The organism is Streptomyces sp. 11x1 (assembly GCF_032598905.1).
Classification (GTDB): domain Bacteria; phylum Actinomycetota; class Actinomycetes; order Streptomycetales; family Streptomycetaceae; genus Streptomyces.
The window spans coordinates 3816585-3833513 of record NZ_CP122458.1 but is presented as its reverse complement, the minus strand read 5'-3'; the positions used below and the strand labels follow the sequence as shown (position 1 = coordinate 3833513).

Genomic DNA, 16929 nt, shown 5'->3' with positions numbered 1-16929 from the left:
CAGGGGAGCGCGGGCTGAGCCCGGGTGGGCTCGGGCCGGCGGTGGCTACGGCTTCAGGCCGCGCAAGGTGAGCGTCAGCAGGCGGTCGGCCAACTCCGGGTCGTCCGGGGTTTCCTCGGCCGCCAGCGCGATCGCGTGGGTGAGCTGGAGCAGATCTCCGATGGACACGTCGTCGCGTACGACGTGAGCGTGTTGCGCCCGCCGGAGGAGGGCCGTACCCGCCTCCCGGATCGGGGCGCAGCACCGGGCCAGGTCCGAGGGGTTCTCGTCCACGGCGCGGGAGTCCGCGTACGAGACCGTCATCAGGGCTTGCGCCAGTCCCCGGTATTCGCCCGCATGGGTGATGATGTCGCGCAGCCAGGCGACGAGCGCCGAGCAGGGGTGTTCCGCGCGCAGGTGTGTCTGGGCGCGGGCCAGCAGATCGGCGACGGCTTCCTCGAAGACCGCGCTCAGGAGGGCCTGGCGGTTCGGGAAGTGGCGGTACAGGGTGCCGATGCCCACGTCCGCCCGGCGGGCGATGTCCTCGAGCGAGGCGGCGGTGCCGTGGGCCGCGAAGGCGAGGCGGGCCTCCGTGAGCAGGCGGTCGTGGTTGCGACGCGCGTCCGCGCGCATGGGCCTCCGGCCTGCTGCGGGAGGCCGGGTCCCTGCGGGAGGCTGGGCCGGGGTGAGGCTCACTGCGGTGTTCACCTGCTCTCTTCTGCTGGGGGCGTCCTCAGCCTAAGAGCTCGGGTGACGGAGGTGGTTGCGCGGGTGCGGGTGCGTGGGGCTTCTCGCGCAGTTCCCCGCGCCCCCAAGCACATGGGGCGCGGGGGCTTCACGTGGCGGTCAGTCCTTGATTTCGCAGATGGGGGCGCCCGAGGTGAGGGAGGCGCCGACCTCCGCGGTGAGGCCCTTGACGGTGCCGGAGCGGTGGGCGTTCAGGGGCTGCTCCATCTTCATGGCCTCCAGGACGACGATAAGGTCGCCTTCCTTGACCTCCTGGCCCTCCTCGACGGCCACCTTGACGATGGTGCCCTGCATCGGAGAGGCGAGGGTGTCGCCGGAGGCCGCCGGGCCCGACTTCTTGGCCGCGCGGCGCTTCGGCTTCGCGCCGGCGGCGAGACCGGTGCGGGCCAGGGTCATGCCCAGGGCGGCCGGGAGGGAGACCTCCAGGCGCTTGCCGCCGACCTCGACCACGATCGTCTCGCGGTCGGCGTCGTCGTCGGCCTCAGTGGTGTCGGCGGGGGCCGCGAAGGGCTTGATGTCGTTGACGAACTCGGTCTCGATCCAGCGGGTGTGGACCGTGAACGGGTCGCTGGAGCCGGTCAGTTCGGGAGCGAACGCCGGGTCCTTGACCACCACGCGGTGGAAGGGGATCGCGGTGGCCATGCCCTCGACGGTGAACTCGTCCAGAGCGCGGGCCGCGCGCTGCAGGGCCTGCTGCCGGGTGGCACCGGTGACGATCAGCTTGGCCAGGAGGGAGTCCCAGGCCGGGCCGATGACGCTGCCGGACTCCACGCCCGCGTCCAGGCGGACACCGGGGCCCGAGGGTGCGGTGAACGTGGTGACCGTGCCGGGCGCCGGGAGGAAGCCCCGGCCCGGGTCCTCGCCGTTGATGCGGAACTCGAAGGAGTGGCCGCGCATCGGCGGGTCGTCGTAGCCGAGTTCCTCGCCGTCGGCGATACGGAACATCTCGCGGACCAGGTCGATGCCGGTGACCTCCTCGGTGACCGGGTGCTCCACCTGGAGGCGGGTGTTGACCTCCAGGAAGGAGATCGTGCCGTCCATGCCGACCAGGAACTCGACGGTGCCGGCGCCGACGTAGCCGGCCTCCTTGAGGATCGCCTTGGAGGCGGCGTACAGCTCGGCGTTCTGCGCCTCGGACAGGAAGGGGGCCGGGGCCTCCTCGACCAGTTTCTGGTGGCGGCGCTGGAGCGAGCAGTCACGGGTCGAGACGACGACCACGTTGCCGTGCTGGTCCGCCAGGCACTGGGTCTCGACGTGACGGGGCTTGTCGAGGTAGCGCTCCACGAAGCACTCGCCCCGGCCGAAGGCGGCGACGGCCTCGCGCACGGCGGAGTCGTACAGCTCGGGGACCTCTTCGAGGGTGCGGGCGACCTTCAGGCCGCGGCCGCCACCGCCGAAGGCGGCCTTGATCGCGATCGGCAGCCCATGCTCCTTGGCGAAGGCCACGACCTCCTCGGCGCCCGAGACCGGGTCCGGGGTGCCCGCGACCAGCGGGGCACCGGCGCGCTGGGCGATGTGACGGGCCGCCACCTTGTCACCCAGGTCACGGATCGCCTGCGGCGGCGGGCCGATCCAGATCAGACCCGCGTCCAGGACCGCCTGCGCGAACTCCGCGTTCTCCGAGAGGAACCCGTAGCCCGGGTGGACCGCGTCCGCGCCCGCGTCCTTCGCCGCCTGGAGGACCTTGCCCATGTCCAGGTAGCTGGTCGCCGGAGTGTCACCGCCCAACGCGAACGCCTCGTCCGCGGCGCGCACATGCAGCGCGTCCCGGTCCGGATCGGCGTACACGGCCACGCTCGCGATCCCGGCGTCCCGGCACGCCCGGGCGACGCGGACAGCGATTTCGCCTCGGTTGGCGATCAACACCTTGCGCACGATGGCTCCCTCTCCTTGAAACAAGCCGAGTTTAGGGACTGCCGACACGGCGTTTCGACCCGTCCACAATGGTGAGCTTGCCCACACGGAGCGTGCATCGAGGCTCACTCAACCCGCGAAATCCCTTGTCGCACAGCATGGCGCAGGACTCCACGCGAAAACCCTAGCCCTCTGATGTGGTCAAGGTCTCTGTGCGGCCATGCTGCGGCCGGTTGGGTTTCTTTGTGGAGTCCCTACTAATGGCCCAACGATTCTTTGCTCTCGTGAGAACCCTTGTCCCGAGGTTTACCCGTTAGTAGCGTTCGCGATGTCTCGAACACCTACCTGGGGTAACGAGAGCGACTGGCGAGAGCGGAAGTGGGTGGGGCCGGTGATCCGCAGACCGGTGGCGGTACTGACGGCGATCGTGCTGTTCGTGGAAGGGCTCGGGATCGCCGGGGTCCAGTGGCTCCTCGGCACCGTCGTCGACCGGCAGAAGATGTCGCTCGCCGGGCTGGATTCCGACGCCATGTCCGTCTCCACGAAGGCCGGGGGCGTCCTCTTCGGCCTCTACTTCGTCTTCTGCGGGGTCGTCGCGCTGCTCGTGGCGCTGCGCAACCGTCCCCCCGCCGGGCTCGGCAGGATCCTGCTCATCAGCGTCGCCGTCGTGCACGGGCTGCTCGGGGCGCTCACCGTGGGGCTGGTCGGGTGGGGCGCGTTCGCGTTCATGATGGTGGTGCTGGGGCTGGTGCTGCTCACCCTGATGACGTACGACCGGCAGGACGGGGTCGCTGACGCCGTGCCAGGTGGGTCCGGGGCCGACGGGGGCGCCGGAAGCACCGGGGGCGGGGGGCCGGAGCAGGCCGCTCCGGCCGCGCCCGGCGCCTCGTGAGGGCTCGCGTCAGTCGGTGCGGGGCGTCCACAGGTCGGTGATGGACACGCCGAGTCGGGCCAGCAGGCGGCGGAGCAGGGGGAGGCTGATGCCGATGACGTTCCCGTGGTCGCCGTCGATGCCGTCGATGAACGGCGCCGAGCGGCCGTCGAGCGTGAACGCCCCCGCGACGTAGAGGGGTTCGCCCGAGGCCACGTACGCGGCGATCTCCTCGTCCGTGGGGTCGCCGAAGTGGACGACCGTGGAGGCGGTCGCGGAGGTGTAGCGGCCGGTGGTGGTGTCGTAGACACAGTGGCCCGTCTGGAGGGTGCCGGCACGGCCGCGCATGGACTTCCAGCGGGCGGTGGCCTCCTCGGCGTCGGCGGGCTTGCCGAGGGCCTCGCCGTCGAGGTCGAGGACCGAGTCGCAGCCGATGACGAGGGCGCCCTTGACCTCGGGCTTCGCGGCGACGACGGAGGCCTTGGCCTCGGCGAGGGCCAGGGCCAGGTCGGCGGGGGTGGGCGCGGACACGGCGTCCTCGTCCACACCACTGACGATCACCTCGGGCGCGAGGCCGGCCTGGCGCAGGAGGTTGAGCCGGGCGGGGGACTGGGAGGCGAGGATCAGGCGACGGTGGGTGTGTGGGGCGGTCATGCGCTCAGGGTATTGCGTGGGTTGACGGGGGCGGGCCGGGTGGGCCGGGGGGTGCGTTGCCGGGTGCGGGCTGAGTGGGGCGAGTGGGGTGCGTTGTCGGGTGCGGGTGGGTGGGGGCTGGTCGCGCAGTTCCTCGCGCCCCTGGAGGGGTGCGGTCCGTCCGTCGGGTTCGCCCGGGGACGGTGGGTGGGTCGGGGCGCGCCGGGGGGTGTCCGTCCTCGGAACGGCGCGGAGTCGGTGGGCTGGAGAGTTCGACGAGTTGACGCGCCAACCGCTGCGGGCGGCCCTCCGACAAGCCCCCTTCTCGCCGTACGCGGCTCTCCCCACGGCGGGGTGCTCAGAGGATGCCCAGGACCAGCATCGCCAGGAGCATGGCGCAGGCCATGAGCACGCCGAGCCGCCGAAGCATGGCCTGCGTGTCGCGCAGTTCCTTCGGCGGCTCGTTCTCAGGGTCGGACCAGAGCATGCTGCGATGGTGCGCCGCCCGGCGGGCCGGGCGCCTGAGTACGCGTACTCAATTCGGTAGGCGAGGTTCCGCTCAGCCGGGCCAGTAGGTGCGGCTCCACGTGGTGGGGCCCGGGGCCGGCAGGCGGTGCGCGGCGATGCGGGACGGGTCGGACCAGGAGTCCCGGGGGGCGGGCGCGCCGGGCGGCTCGGTGGCCGCCGCCGCGGCGCGGGCGCGGACCACCGCCAGGGCGGCGGCCAGCTCCTCCGGGGTCGGGTTTCCGCGTACGACCTTGATGGTCATGTCGGCTCCCAGCGGGGTTGGAGAGGGCTACAGGGGGATGTTGCCGTGCTTCTTGGGGGGCAGGGATTCCCGCTTGGTGCGGAGTTGGCGCAGGCCGCGGACGAGGTGGCGGCGGGTCTCGGAGGGCGGGATGACGGCGTCGACGTAGCCGCGCTCGGCCGCCGTGTAGGGGTTGAGGAGGGCGTCCTCGTATTCCTGGATCAGACGGGCGCGGACCTCGTCGCGTTTGTCGTCAGGGGCGGCGGCGATGGTGCGGCGGTGCAGGATGTTGACCGCGCCCTGGGCGCCCATGACGGCGATCTGGGCGGTGGGCCAGGCGAGGTTGAGGTCGGCGCCGAGGTGCTTGGAGCCCATGACGTCGTAGGCGCCGCCGAAGGCCTTGCGGGTGATGACGGTGATGAGGGGGACGGTGGCCTCGGCGTAGGCGTAGATGAGCTTGGCGCCGCGGCGGATGATGCCTTCGTGTTCCTGGCCGACGCCCGGGAGGAAACCGGGGACGTCGACGAAGGTCAGCACGGGGACGTTGAAGGCGTCGCAGGTGCGCACGAAGCGGGCCGCCTTCTCGGAGGCGTCGATGTCCAGGCAGCCGGCGAACTGCATCGGCTGGTTGGCGACGATGCCCACGGGGTGGCCCTCGACACGGCCGAAGCCGGTGAGGATGTTCGGCGCGAAGAGCGCCTGGGTCTCGAAGAACTCCGCGTCGTCCAGGACGTGTTCGACGACCGTGTGCATGTCGTAGGGCTGGTTGGCGCTGTCCGGGACGAGGGTGTCGAGTTCGCGGTCCTCGTCGGTGAGGGTGAGGTCCGCCTGCTCGGGGAACGCCGGGGGCTCGCTGAGGTTGTTCGAGGGGAGGTAGGAGAGGAGCTGCTTGACGTATTCGATGGCCTCCTTTTCGTCGCCGGCCATGTGGTGGGCGACGCCTGAGGTGGCGTTGTGGGTGCGGGCGCCGCCGAGCTCCTCGAAGCCGACGTCCTCGCCGGTGACCGTCTTGATGACGTCCGGGCCGGTGATGAACATGTGCGAGGTCTGGTCGACCATGACCGTGAAGTCGGTGATCGCGGGGGAGTACACCGCTCCGCCCGCGCAGGGGCCGACGACGAGGCTGATCTGGGGGATCACGCCGCTCGCGTGGGTGTTGCGGCGGAAGATCTCGCCGTACATGCCGAGGGCCATGACGCCCTCCTGGATGCGGGCGCCGCCGGAGTCGTTGATGCCGATGACCGGGCAGCCGGTCTTGAGGGCGAAGTCCATGGCTTTCATGATTTTTTGGCCGAAGACCTCGCCGAGCGAGCCGCCGAGGACGGTGAAGTCCTGGGAGAAGACGGCTACCGGGCGGCCGTCGACCGTGCCGTAGCCGGTGACGACGCCGTCGCCGTAGGGGCGGTTGTTCTCCATGCCGAAGTCGGTGGAGCGGTGCCGGGCGAACTCGTCGAACTCCACGAAGGAGTCCTCGTCTAGGAGCAGCTCGATCCGCTCACGGGCCGTCAACTTGCCCTTGGCGTGCTGCTTCTCCACCGCGCGCTCGGAGCCGGCGTGCGTCGCCTCGTGGATACGGCGCTGCAGATCCGCGAGCTTCCCCGCGGTCGTGTGAATGTCGATGCTTGCTGGCTCTACCGGCTCGGACATCGGGGTGCGGCTCCCTGCCTGCTCATGGGGACGTGAGGGATCAGTCAGTACGTGCTGCGCGGTGCGTGCTCATAAGTGGGTGCGGTTACTCATCCGTAGCGTAGTGCTGCGCATAGCGTTCGGCAGTGCGGCGTTTACCACACTCCTGACCCCTTCCGCTTGCCCGGTGGGGGCGTCGCGGCGGGACACGTCGGACGGGTGACAACACGAGAGTGATCGAGCGCCCGTGAACCTCGGCTCGTCAGGGCTGGAATCCGTCCCCTTCTCGCGGGGCGGAGGATGTCAAACCTAGGGTGGGTCGCATGACGAAACCACCAGGTGCACAAGGTGACCCGTCCGGCGGACCGGGTGAGCCGAGGTCGGACCGCTGGTCCGACCTCGGCCGGCCGCCCCTCAACTCCGCTGCCCTGCGCCGGGCACTGGTTCGGGAGGGCGGGCACGGGGGCCTGTACTGCGATGTGGAGGTCGTGCAGCGCACCGGCTCCACCAATCACGACCTCGTCCAGCTCGCTCTCAAGGGGGATGCCGAGGAAGGTGCGGTCCTCGTCGCCGAGGAGCAGACGGCAGGCCGGGGGCGGCTCGACCGCGTCTGGACCGCGCCGCCGCGTTCCGGTCTGTTCTTCTCCGTCCTCCTCAAGCCGACCGAGGTGCCCGTACGGCACTGGGGCTGGCTGCCGCTCCTCACCGGGGTCGCCGTCGCGACCGGGCTGTCCCGGGCCGCCGGGGTCGACACGGCGCTCAAGTGGCCCAACGACCTGCTGGTGACCGTGGGGGGCGAGGAGCGCAAGGCCGGCGGGATCCTCGCGGAGCGGGCGGGCTCGGAGGGTGTCGTGATCGGGATCGGCATCAACGTCAGCCTGCGCGAGGAGGAGCTGCCGGTGCCCGCGGCGGGGTCGCTGGCGCTCGCCGGCGCCGTGAGCACGGACCGTGATCCGCTGCTGCGGGCCGTGCTGCGGTCGCTGGAGGAGTGGTACGGGCGGTGGCGGGAGGCCGGAGGTGATCCGTCCGCGAGCGGGCTCCAGGAGACCTATGCCGCGGGGTGCGCGACGCTGGGACGCACCGTGCGGGCCGAGCTGCCCGGGGATCGGTCGGTGGTGGGGGAGGCCGTGGCCGTGGACGGGGACGGGCGGCTCGTCATCGCCACGGAGGACGGGGTGCAGGAGCCGGTGGGGGCGGGGGACATCGTGCACTTGCGGCCTGTGTGACGGGGCTGCTGTGGGACCGGTGCGGCCTGTGGGACCACTGCGTGTTGGGGGGTGCTGGGAGGTGTGGCTGGTGAGGGCTGGGAACTCGGGGGTGGTGCTGGGTGAGGCGGGTTTCGCTCACCGGCGCTTGCCGGGTGCCGCCTGCGCCCACCCGTGCCGCCCCAGCGGCACGAGTGCCTGCAGCAGCATGGGCATGACTGCCCGCTGTGGCGTCGGGCGGGGATGACGGAGGGTGTCCACCATCGGCCCCACCTGACGGAGTGAGCTGGCGCACACCTGCCGTAGAGTTGAGGCCGGTCGAGTACGTGACCGCGGGAGATCGGAAGGGCAGCAGGAGTGAGCGTCGAGGACACGGGCTCCGGCACGAACGCGGATGGCCGCGTGGAGCCGCCCCCTCTCTCGGCTTCGCTCGAGCGGGGCGAGCCCCACGGCGTGGACGCCGACGAGGAGGACCCTCTGGCGCTGCGGCTCGAAGGGCTGATCCTCGGTGCCGAGCGCCGGTACACCCCTTTTCAGGCGGCACGCAGCGCCGGTGTCTCCATGGAGCTGGCGTCCCGTTTCTGGCGGGCCATGGGCTTCGCGGACATCGGTCAGGCCAAGGCGCTGACCGAGGCCGACGTGCTCGCGCTGCGGCGCCTCGCCGGTCTCGTCGAGGCGGGGCTGCTGAGTGAGGCCATGGCGGTGCAGGTGGCCCGTTCGACCGGGCAGACCACGGCACGGCTGGCCGAGTGGCAGATCGACTCCTTCCTGGAGGGGCTGACCGAGCCGCCGGAGCCGGGGATGACCCGGACCGAGGTGACGTATCCGCTGATCGAGCTCTTGCTCCCGGAGCTGGAGGAGTTCCTCGTCTACGTCTGGCGGCGTCAGCTCGCCGCCGCCACCGGGCGGGTCGTGCAGGCTGCGGACGACGAGGAGATGGTCGACCGGCGCCTCGCGGTCTGCTTCGCGGATCTCGTGGGGTTCACGCGGCTGACCCGTCGGATGGAGGAGGAGGAGCTCGGCGAGCTGGTCGAGGCCTTCGAGACCACGGCCGCGGACCTGGTGGCGGCGAACGGGGGGCGGCTCATCAAGACCCTCGGGGACGAGGTCCTGTACGCCACGGACGACGCCGGTGTCGCCGCCGAGATCGCCCTGCGTCTCATCGAGACCATGGCCAACGACGAGACCATGCCCGAGCTGCGCGTCGGCATGGCCTTCGGCACGGTGACGACGCGGATGGGTGACGTCTTCGGGTCCACCGTGAACCTCGCGAGCAGGCTCACCTCGATAGCGCCGAAGGACGCGGTCCTCGTCGACGGTGCCTTCGCCGAGGAGCTGATCCGCACGGGCGAGGCGCCCGCCTCCGAGGCCGAGGCCGCCGAGGCCGCGGCCGCCGCGGAGAAGGAGGGCGAGGAACCGCCCACGTACCGCTTCGCCCTCCAGCCGATGTGGCAACGGCCTGTGCGCGGGCTGGGCGTGGTCCAGCCGTGGCTGCTCACGCGGCGTGGCTGATGTCCGCCCCCTCCGCTACCTGCTCAGGGCGTCGTTGACGCATACGCCGACGATCGGGACGCAGAGGCCCGACTTCGTGGGCTTCGTGGGTGTGGTCGTGTCACCGGAGTGGGTCGGCGTGGTCGGTGAGTCGGGCGCGGTCGGCTGCTGAGGGGCTGCCGCCGGGCGCTGGGTGGGTGCCGGAGCACTGGGGCGGAGGGTTTCCGGAGTGCTGGGCGCCGTGGAGGTGTCCCGGGGCGGTGGGGTCCTGGGGAGGTCGCGTGTGCCGGGGGCGGAGGGGATGTCCACGCCGATGGAGGGTGCGGGCTGGTAGCCGGAAGGGGTCGGCAGGGGGGCGGGCGCTCCCGATGAGGGCGGCTGCTGGGTGGGCGTGGGGCTCCCGGCGCCCATGGGGGTGTCGGCGGTCGGGGTGCCCGCGTCCGGGGAGGGCTCGCCGCCCACGGTGGCTCCGGCCTCGGTCGTCCCGTCCGTGATGTCGTCCGCCGCGCTCGGTGCCGGGCCTGCCGCGCCGACGCCGCCGACCGGGTCCGACGTCAGCCGTACGAGGCTCAGCGCGCCCGCCGCCAGGGCCATCCCGCCCACCGCGAACAGCAGCTTCCGGGGCCGGGGCCGCCGGTGCCGGCCACGCGGGCGGGGGGCGGGCCCGGCCTGGGGCGAGTGCTCGGTTGAGGCGTCGGCTGTGGTCGCGGAGAGGGCGGCGGAGAAGGACGTCGTGTGGCCTGCGGGGGCCGTGGACGGTTTCCAGGGCGGCGAGGGGGTCGGCGGCCTCGGGGAAGCTTCTGGCGGCGTGGCGGCCGTCCGGGCTGTGGGAGGCCCTGCCGCCGTCGGTGACTGGGGTGGCTGCGGTGGCTGCGGTGACTCTGGTGGCTGCGTTGATTGCCATGGTTGCTGTGCCTGCGGTGGCTGGTGTGGCGCCCGTGGTGTGGTCTGCGTCGGCCTGGTGGCCGTGGCCGTGGTCGTTGTCATGGTCCGTCCCTCCCCTGTGCGCCCGTGTCCCTCGGTGCGCCTTTGGCGGAGCGCAGGCTATGCGGCGTAGGGGGCGGTGTGGCCGGAGAGGGCCCGGATGTCACCCGTACGGGGAGAAGGTCGCCGGGGCAGGTCAAGGGACGGTTCCGTGAGCCTTCCCGTTGGGGTGGCCGACGGGCGTACGGCTGACGCTGCCGATTGCCGGTGGATCGCCTGCCGGCGTATCCGGAGCCCGGTCAGGGTTTCGTTCGGTGGGGGTGGCTGGGATGATCGGGGTGGTTGTTAACTGTCGTTAACCGGGAGGGCGTCATGGGTGAGGGTGTGGAGCAGGCGGGGGAGCGGCGGTTCGGGGAGTTCGTCGTGGTGCGGCGGCACGGGTACGTCGCCGAACTCGCGCTGGACCGGCCCAAGGCCATGAACGCCGTGTCGACCGACATGGCCCGCTCCGTCGCGGCGGCGTGCGGCGCGCTCGCCGCCGACCGGGACGTACGCGTCGTCGTGGTGACGTCGACGCACGAGCGGGCGTTCTGTGTGGGGGCGGATCTGAAGGAGCGGAACTCCTTCAGCGACGCCGACCTGGTGCGGCAGCGGCCCGTCGCGCGCGCCGCGTACACCGGCGTGCTGGAGCTGCCGATGCCCACGATCGCCGCCGTGCACGGCTTCGCGCTGGGCGGCGGCTTCGAACTGGCCCTGTCCTGCGACCTGATCGTGGCCGACCGTACGGCGGTGGTCGGGCTGCCGGAGGTGTCGGTGGGGGTGATCCCGGGCGGCGGGGGCACGCAGCTGCTGCCGCGTCGGGTGGGGGCCGCGCGGGCCGCCGAGCTGATCTTCACGGCGCGGCGGCTGGAGGCCGAGGAGGCGCGGGAGCTGGGGCTCGTGGACGAGTTGGTGGCGGAGGGGCGGGACCGCGCGGAGGCGTTGGCGCTGGCCGAGCGCATCGCCGCGAACTCGCCGGTCGGGCTGCGGGCGGCCAAGCGCGCGCTGCGTCTGGGCCACGGGCTCGACCTGCGGGCCGGTCTGGAGGTCGAGGACGCGGCCTGGCGCTCGGTCGCGTTCTCGGGCGACCGGGCGGAGGGCGTGGCCGCGTTCAACGAGAAGCGGAAGCCGGCCTGGCCGGGGGGGTGACGGTGGGGCCGGGCGGTTCGTGTGCGCCGGTGTCGCGGGGGCGTGCCTCGTGGTCGCCTCGTGGGTGTCTCATGGCCGTTCGGCTCCGGTGCCCGTGGCCCGTACCCCTGTTCGCCCCACTAACGTCCCGAATCAGGGCAAAGCTACCTAGCCTGGGGTGATGGGAGAGGACAGGCGGCTGAGGGCCGTGGTCGCGTTGGCGCGGGGGATGGCGGGGGCGCGTACGTCGCCGGAGACGTGGTGGGCGGCCGCGGACGGATCGTGCCGGGCGCTCTCGGGGAGCTTCGCCGCGCTGTCCGTGTGGGAACGGGAGCGCGGGCTGCTGCGGGTGCTGGTGAACGTGGGGAACCGGGCGGCGGACGAGGAGGAGTTCCCGGAGGACGAGACGTACCCGGTGCACGAGTTCCCGGAGATCGCCGAGTTCCTGCACGAACGGTGGCTGGAGGGCGGTGAGCCCAACGCCTGGGTGGAGACGGCCGCCGGACCGGTCGGCGGTCGGCGGCCCGGCGGCTACTGCCATCAGCGGGTCGCCGCGCTGCGCCGGCGCGGGCGCGGCTGCTGCGTGGTGGCACCCGTGGTGCTGAACGGCCGGGCGTGGGGCGAACTGTATGTGGCCCGGCCCGCCGGGGAGCCCGTCTTCCACGGCGACGACGCCGCGTTCGCCACGGTGCTCGCCTCGGTCGTGGCGGCCGGTCTCGCGCAGTCCGAGCGGCTGGAGGAAGCCCGGCGGCTCGCCTTCACCGACCCCCTCACCGGACTGGGCAACCGCCGCGCGGTCGACCTCCGGCTCGACGAGGCGATGGAGGCGTACCGGCGCGACGGCACGGTGATCAGCCTCGTCGTCTGCGACCTCAACGGGCTGAAGAAGGTCAACGACTCCTACGGGCACGCCATGGGCGATCAGCTGCTGGAGAGGTTCGGTTCCGTGCTGTCGCGCTGCGCGGCCGAACTGCCTCGGGTGCTGGTCGCGCGGCTCGGCGGGGACGAGTTCTGTCTGCTCGCGGTGGGGCCGTCGGCGGACGATGTGGTCCGGGTCGCCGGGGACCTGTGCGTGCGGGCGCGGGAGCTGGAGCCGGGCGACGGGGTCGCCTGCGGGGTCGCGTCCACCGGGGATCCGATCGGGCCGCTGCGGTCGGCCCGGCGGCTCTTCCGGCTGGCCGACGCGGCGCAGTACCGGGCCAAGGCCGCGGGGTCCGTCGAGCCGGTCGTCGCGGGACGCGAGGGGGAGGGTGCCGAGGATCCCGTGGTCAGCCTCGCCGACCGGCCGCCCGCCCCGGTGGACCCCGCGCACCCGGGGGACCGGCGCCGCATTCGAGGGCGCCGGTCCTAGGGCGGGCCGCGCGGCGGGTCGAGTCGGCGCGCGGTCCTGGGCTGCCCACGGCCGAGGGGGAGTGGGCCGTGGGCCGGTCCGAGATCTCGACCCTACGCGCCTGTTCGGACCCCTAACGCTCTGACCTGGGAATTCTGAGCAATCTCTGAGCAAGTTCGGATCGTTCCCGGAGCGGATTCCGATCTACACGGATTGCGGACCGCGGCCAGTAAGGAGCCCCTCCCCCGTTCGGTCGTGACATTCGACGATTCAGTCCCTACGATCCTGAATATGGATATGCACTCTGTGGACACGGTGGTCCTCGGGACGTCCGGGGTCACCGCGGCCGACGTCATCGCCGTGGCGCGCGCCGGCGCCCGGATCGAGCTCTCCGACGAGGCGGTGGCCGCCCTCGCCGCGGCACGCGAGATCGTGGACGCGCTGGCGGCCAAGCCTGAGCCCGTCTACGGCGTCTCCACCGGCTTCGGCGCCCTCGCGACCCGGCACATCAGCCCGGAGCTGCGCGCCAGGCTCCAGCGCAACATCGTCCGCTCCCACGCGGCCGGCATGGGACCGCGCGTCGAGCGCGAGGTCGTGCGCGCGCTGATGTTCCTGCGGCTGAAGACCGTCTGCTCCGGCCGGACCGGCGTCCGGCCCGAGGTCGCGCAGACCATGGCCGACGTCCTCAACGCCGGTATCACCCCGGTGGTGCACGAGTACGGCTCGCTCGGCTGCTCCGGCGATCTGGCGCCGCTGTCGCACTGCGCGCTCACCCTGATGGGCGAGGGGGACGCGGAGGGCCCCGACGGGGTCGTACGGCCTGCCGGCGAGCTGCTCGCCGAGCACGGCATCGCTCCCGTGGAGCTGCGCGAGAAGGAGGGGCTGGCCCTCCTCAACGGCACCGACGGCATGCTCGGCATGCTGGTCATGGCGCTCGCCGACCTGGAACTGCTGTACACCTCGGCCGACATCACCGCCGCGATCTCGCTGGAGGCGCTGCTCGGCACGGACCGGGTCCTCGCGCCCGAGCTGCACGCCATCCGTCCGCACCCGGGGCAGGCCGCCTCCGCGGCCAACATGCTCGCCGTGCTGAAGGGGTCGGGGCTCACCGGGCACCACCAGGACGACGCGCCCCGCGTGCAGGACGCGTACTCGGTGCGGTGTGCTCCGCAGGTGGCCGGGGCCGGGCGGGACACCGTCGCTTACGCGCGGCTCGTCGCGGAGCGGGAGTTGGCGGCGGCGGTCGACAACCCCGTGGTCCTGCCGGACGGGAGGGTCGAGTCCAACGGGAACTTCCATGGCGCACCGGTCGCGTACGTCCTCGACTTCCTCGCCATCGCGGTGGCGGATCTCGCGTCGATCGCGGAGCGGCGGACGGACCGGCTGCTCGACAAGAACCGGTCGCACGGGCTGCCGCCGTTCCTCGCGGACGACGCCGGGGTCGACTCCGGGCTGATGATCGCGCAGTACACCCAGGCGGCTCTGGTGAGCGAGCTGAAGCGGCTGGCCGTTCCGGCCTCGGCCGACTCGATTCCGTCCTCCGCGATGCAGGAGGACCATGTGTCGATGGGGTGGGCGGCCGCGCGGAAGCTGCGGACCGCCGTGGACGGGCTGGCCCGGGTGCTCGCGGTGGAGCTGTACGCGGGGACGCGGGGGGTGGAGCTGCGGGAGGGGCTGGTGGCCGCGCCTGCCACTCGGGCCGTGGTGGCGGCGGTGCGGGAGGCCGGGATCGAGGGGCCTGGGCCGGATCGGTTTCTCGCGCCTGAGCTGGCGTTGGCCGAGGAGTTCGTGCGGGACGGGCGGTTGGTGGCGGCGGTGGAGTCTGTCACCGGGGGGCTTGCCTGAGTTGTCTCGCCCCCGCCGCCCCTACCCGTCCCATCACCAAGAGGCTGCGCCCCTTTGACCCCCCACCCGCGGGTCCGGTGGGGCTTCTGCGCAGTTCCCCGCGCCCCTGGAAAAAGCGGGGCTGCGCCCCGGCTTTTCCAGGCCCGCAGGGGCCTGGCCTTTTAGGGGCGCGGGGAACTGTGCGACCAGCCCCCACCGACCCGCAGCCGACTACACGCCCCGTACCGGCCCGAAATCCTCCCGCTCGCGGCGGATCGCGTACGCCAGGAAACCCGCGCCCACGCCCAGCATCGCCGTGCCCCCGATGACGTACGGGGTCGTGTTGGGGCTACCCGTGTCGGCCAGTTCGCGGGTTTCGGAGGTGGTCGTCTCCGTCGTCGTGGACGCGTTCGTCGTCGTCCGGTCGCGTATCGCCGCCTCGTCCTGGGTCGCGTTGGCGGACGGCACGAACCAGAGGGCACCCAGCAGCGTGCCCGCGGCGGTGGCGGTCAGCAGCGATCGGCGGGCGGTGGACGACGCGCGACGTGCGACGGACACGGAATATCGATCCCCTTGTGGCGCTGGCGAATTGGCCGTAGGGAGCGATGCTAATGAAAGGCGCGGGTCGTGGGAAAGTCGCGTGACCTGTGAGCCGTACGCTCCGGAGCATGAGCACAACGGAGACATCACAGTTTGTCCGGCTTCGCGTCGAGTTGGTCGTCGAGGTCGAGGATATGGAGGCCGTCACCGGCGCCGCGTTGCGGCGGATCGCGGACGACCCCGATATGCCCGCCGATGAACGGGTACACGCCGAGAGTGCGGTGACGGAGGACACGGCGGAGGCGCTCGCCTATCTGGTCGACCCGTTCGACCTGGTCGGGGACGTGCCGGGGGTCGAACTCGCCCAGGCCTCCTGGAGCAGCGAAGGCATCGACTACGACCCCGATTCGCCGGAATGGGGTCTCGACGAGGATGATGATCGGGAGGACGAGGAAGACCGACTCGGCTGAGCGGCTTGGGAGATTGATGGCCCCGGGCGGCAACCGCTGCCCGGGGTTCTTTCGTCTCATGGGTCGCACCAGTCACTAGTGCACCGCCGCCGGGTCGCCGTCGATCCGTTGCGGGTGGAGTGGCGTATCCCACATCTCCGCTTCGGCGGAACGGCTCGGTGCCGTAGTGGTGTTTAAGTGCTTACGGGGATCTTCGGGGTTTTGGGGATTCGGCAACGATGGAGAAGCGTGTGATGACGAACAGTAAGCGGCGCAGGGGCCTGACGGTCGCGTCCGCACTGCTCGGCGGGGTGCTGGTGCTCTCTGCGTGCAGCGGGGGTGACAGCGACAACGCGTCCGGGAACGACGGCGGGGACTCCTCGCAGGCCCAGGCCGACAAGGCGGCGGCCGAGAAGACCTCCGAGGCGGACATCAAGATCACGCCGAAGGACGGCTCGGACAACGCCTCCATCAACAACTCGGCCAAGGTCACCGTGAGCAAGGGCACGCTCACGGACGTGAAGATGACCACCTCCGAGGGCACCGCCGTCGAGGGCGAGATATCCGCCGACAAGAAGAGCTGGGCCCCGAGCGTCCAGCTGGAGCGGTCCACCAGCTACAAGATCACGGCAGCCGCCGAGGACTCCGAGGGCCGCGAGGCGCACGAGAACGCCGCGTTCACCACGGTCTCCCCGGCCAACAGCTTCATCGGCAACTTCACGCCCGAGGACGGCTCCACGGTCGGCGTCGGCATGCCGGTCTCGATCAACTTCGACAAGGCGATCACCAACAAGGCCGAGGTTCAGAAGGGGATCACCGTCTCCAGCAGCTCCGGTCAGGAGATCGTGGGGCACTGGTTCAACGCCAACCGCATCGACTTCCGCCCCGAGGACTACTGGCAGGAGAACTCCACCGTCACCCTGAAGCTCGCGCTCGACGGGGTCGAGGGCGCCGACGGTGTCTACGGTGTGCAGCAGAAGACGGTCACCTTCAAGATCGGCCGTAACCAGGTCTCCGTCGTCGACGCCAAGACCAAGCAGATGAAGGTCATGCAGGACGGGAAGGTCATCAAGACCATCCCGATCTCCGCCGGTTCGCCCGAGAACAAGACGTACCAGGGCGTCATGGTGATGTCGGAGATGTTCAAGGAGACGCGCATGAACGGCGCGACCGTGGGCTTCACCGACGACGACGGCAAGGGCGAGTACGACATCAAGGACGTGCCGCACGCCATCCGCCTCACCACGTCCGGGACGTTCATCCACGGCAACTACTGGGGCGCCGACTCCGTCTTCGGCAACGTCAACACCAGCCACGGCTGTGTCGGTCTGAACGACACCAAGGGTGCCAACGACAAGGGCACGGCGGGCTACTGGTTCTACAACAACTCGATCGTCGGTGACGTCGTGGACATCCGGAACACCGGTGACAAGACGGTCGCCCCGGACAACGGCCTCAACGGCTGGAACCTGGACTGGGCCGCCTGGAAGGCCGGCTCGGCGGTCTGATCCGCCGTCACCCGCACGTCGTCGATGCCGTCC

At 71.5% G+C, this 16929-nt stretch carries 17 protein-coding genes; 8 read left to right on the top strand and 9 right to left on the bottom strand.

All coding sequences use genetic code 11. From position 1 onward, the window contains the following. Nucleotides 1-45: 45 nt before the first annotated feature. Nucleotides 46-612 carry a helix-turn-helix domain-containing protein gene (locus P8T65_RS16550; protein ID WP_316726115.1) on the bottom strand — a complete coding sequence of 189 codons (567 nt, stop codon included), beginning with the start codon at nucleotides 610-612 and terminating at the stop codon, nucleotides 46-48. Between the two features lie 213 nt (nucleotides 613-825). Beyond that, nucleotides 826-2601 carry a biotin carboxylase N-terminal domain-containing protein gene (locus tag P8T65_RS16545; RefSeq protein WP_230219750.1) on the bottom strand — a complete coding sequence of 592 codons (1776 nt, stop codon included), beginning with the start codon at nucleotides 2599-2601 and terminating at the stop codon, nucleotides 826-828. A gap of 370 nt (nucleotides 2602-2971) precedes the next feature. Between P8T65_RS16545 and P8T65_RS16540 the strand changes: the two genes are divergently transcribed. Beyond that, nucleotides 2972-3472, top strand: coding sequence for a hypothetical protein (locus tag P8T65_RS16540; RefSeq protein ID WP_316731609.1), 501 nt, complete (start codon nucleotides 2972-2974; stop codon nucleotides 3470-3472). 9 nt (nucleotides 3473-3481) lie between these two features. Here P8T65_RS16540 and P8T65_RS16535 read toward each other — a convergent pair whose 3' ends face one another. From P8T65_RS16535 to P8T65_RS16520, 4 genes are all read right to left on the bottom strand, one after another. After that, nucleotides 3482-4105, bottom strand: a complete 624-nt coding sequence (locus P8T65_RS16535; RefSeq protein ID WP_184904271.1) for a nucleoside triphosphate pyrophosphatase — start codon at nucleotides 4103-4105, stop codon at nucleotides 3482-3484. Between the two features lie 337 nt (nucleotides 4106-4442). Beyond that, nucleotides 4443-4571: a morphogenic membrane protein MmpB gene (gene mmpB, locus P8T65_RS16530; RefSeq protein ID WP_086784515.1), complete on the bottom strand. Its 129-nt coding sequence runs from the start codon at nucleotides 4569-4571 to the stop codon at nucleotides 4443-4445. Between the two features lie 72 nt (nucleotides 4572-4643). Next, on the bottom strand, nucleotides 4644-4853 hold the full coding sequence (locus P8T65_RS16525; protein WP_184904269.1) for an acyl-CoA carboxylase epsilon subunit: 210 nt from the start codon (nucleotides 4851-4853) through the stop codon (nucleotides 4644-4646). Nucleotides 4854-4880: 27 nt separating this feature from the next. Continuing rightward, complete coding sequence (locus P8T65_RS16520) at nucleotides 4881-6479, bottom strand: acyl-CoA carboxylase subunit beta (protein ID WP_316726114.1); 1599 nt, start codon at nucleotides 6477-6479, stop codon at nucleotides 4881-4883. 302 nt (nucleotides 6480-6781) lie between these two features. Between P8T65_RS16520 and P8T65_RS16515 the strand changes: the two genes are divergently transcribed. Beyond that, entirely contained in the window at nucleotides 6782-7684 is a 903-nt protein-coding gene (locus tag P8T65_RS16515) for a biotin--[acetyl-CoA-carboxylase] ligase (RefSeq protein WP_316726113.1), read from the top strand. A 117-nt stretch (nucleotides 7685-7801) separates the two neighbouring features. On the opposite strand, the gene P8T65_RS16510 is transcribed toward P8T65_RS16515, so the two are convergent. Continuing rightward, nucleotides 7802-7927, bottom strand: a complete 126-nt coding sequence (locus P8T65_RS16510; RefSeq protein ID WP_316726112.1) for a hypothetical protein — start codon at nucleotides 7925-7927, stop codon at nucleotides 7802-7804. Nucleotides 7928-8020: 93 nt separating this feature from the next. Here P8T65_RS16510 and P8T65_RS16505 point away from each other — a divergent pair, with 93 nt between their 5' ends. After that, complete coding sequence (locus tag P8T65_RS16505; RefSeq protein WP_316726111.1) at nucleotides 8021-9175, top strand: adenylate/guanylate cyclase domain-containing protein; 1155 nt, start codon at nucleotides 8021-8023, stop codon at nucleotides 9173-9175. Between the two features lie 15 nt (nucleotides 9176-9190). On the opposite strand, the gene P8T65_RS16500 is transcribed toward P8T65_RS16505, so the two are convergent. Continuing rightward, nucleotides 9191-9748: a hypothetical protein gene (locus P8T65_RS16500; protein ID WP_316726110.1), complete on the bottom strand. Its 558-nt coding sequence runs from the start codon at nucleotides 9746-9748 to the stop codon at nucleotides 9191-9193. 702 nt (nucleotides 9749-10450) lie between these two features. Between P8T65_RS16500 and P8T65_RS16495 the strand changes: the two genes are divergently transcribed. The 3 genes from P8T65_RS16495 (at nucleotide 10451) to hutH (ending at nucleotide 14420) form a co-directional block, all read left to right on the top strand. Continuing rightward, nucleotides 10451-11266, top strand: a complete 816-nt coding sequence (locus P8T65_RS16495; protein WP_316726109.1) for an enoyl-CoA hydratase-related protein — start codon at nucleotides 10451-10453, stop codon at nucleotides 11264-11266. A 160-nt stretch (nucleotides 11267-11426) separates the two neighbouring features. After that, complete coding sequence (locus tag P8T65_RS16490) at nucleotides 11427-12596, top strand: sensor domain-containing diguanylate cyclase (protein WP_230219756.1); 1170 nt, start codon at nucleotides 11427-11429, stop codon at nucleotides 12594-12596. 285 nt (nucleotides 12597-12881) lie between these two features. Then, nucleotides 12882-14420, top strand: a complete 1539-nt coding sequence (hutH, locus tag P8T65_RS16485) for a histidine ammonia-lyase (protein WP_316731608.1) — start codon at nucleotides 12882-12884, stop codon at nucleotides 14418-14420. A gap of 210 nt (nucleotides 14421-14630) precedes the next feature. Here hutH and P8T65_RS16480 read toward each other — a convergent pair whose 3' ends face one another. Next, nucleotides 14631-14915, bottom strand: a complete 285-nt coding sequence (locus tag P8T65_RS16480) for a hypothetical protein (protein ID WP_399103117.1) — start codon at nucleotides 14913-14915, stop codon at nucleotides 14631-14633. A gap of 152 nt (nucleotides 14916-15067) precedes the next feature. On the opposite strand from P8T65_RS16480, the gene P8T65_RS16475 reads away from it, so the two are divergent. Continuing rightward, nucleotides 15068-15409: a hypothetical protein gene (locus P8T65_RS16475; protein WP_316726107.1), complete on the top strand. Its 342-nt coding sequence runs from the start codon at nucleotides 15068-15070 to the stop codon at nucleotides 15407-15409. 218 nt (nucleotides 15410-15627) lie between these two features. Beyond that, nucleotides 15628-16896 (top strand): Ig-like domain-containing protein, encoded by a 1269-nt coding sequence (locus tag P8T65_RS16470; RefSeq protein ID WP_316726106.1) that lies wholly within the window; start codon nucleotides 15628-15630, stop codon nucleotides 16894-16896. Nucleotides 16897-16929 lie beyond the last annotated feature (33 nt).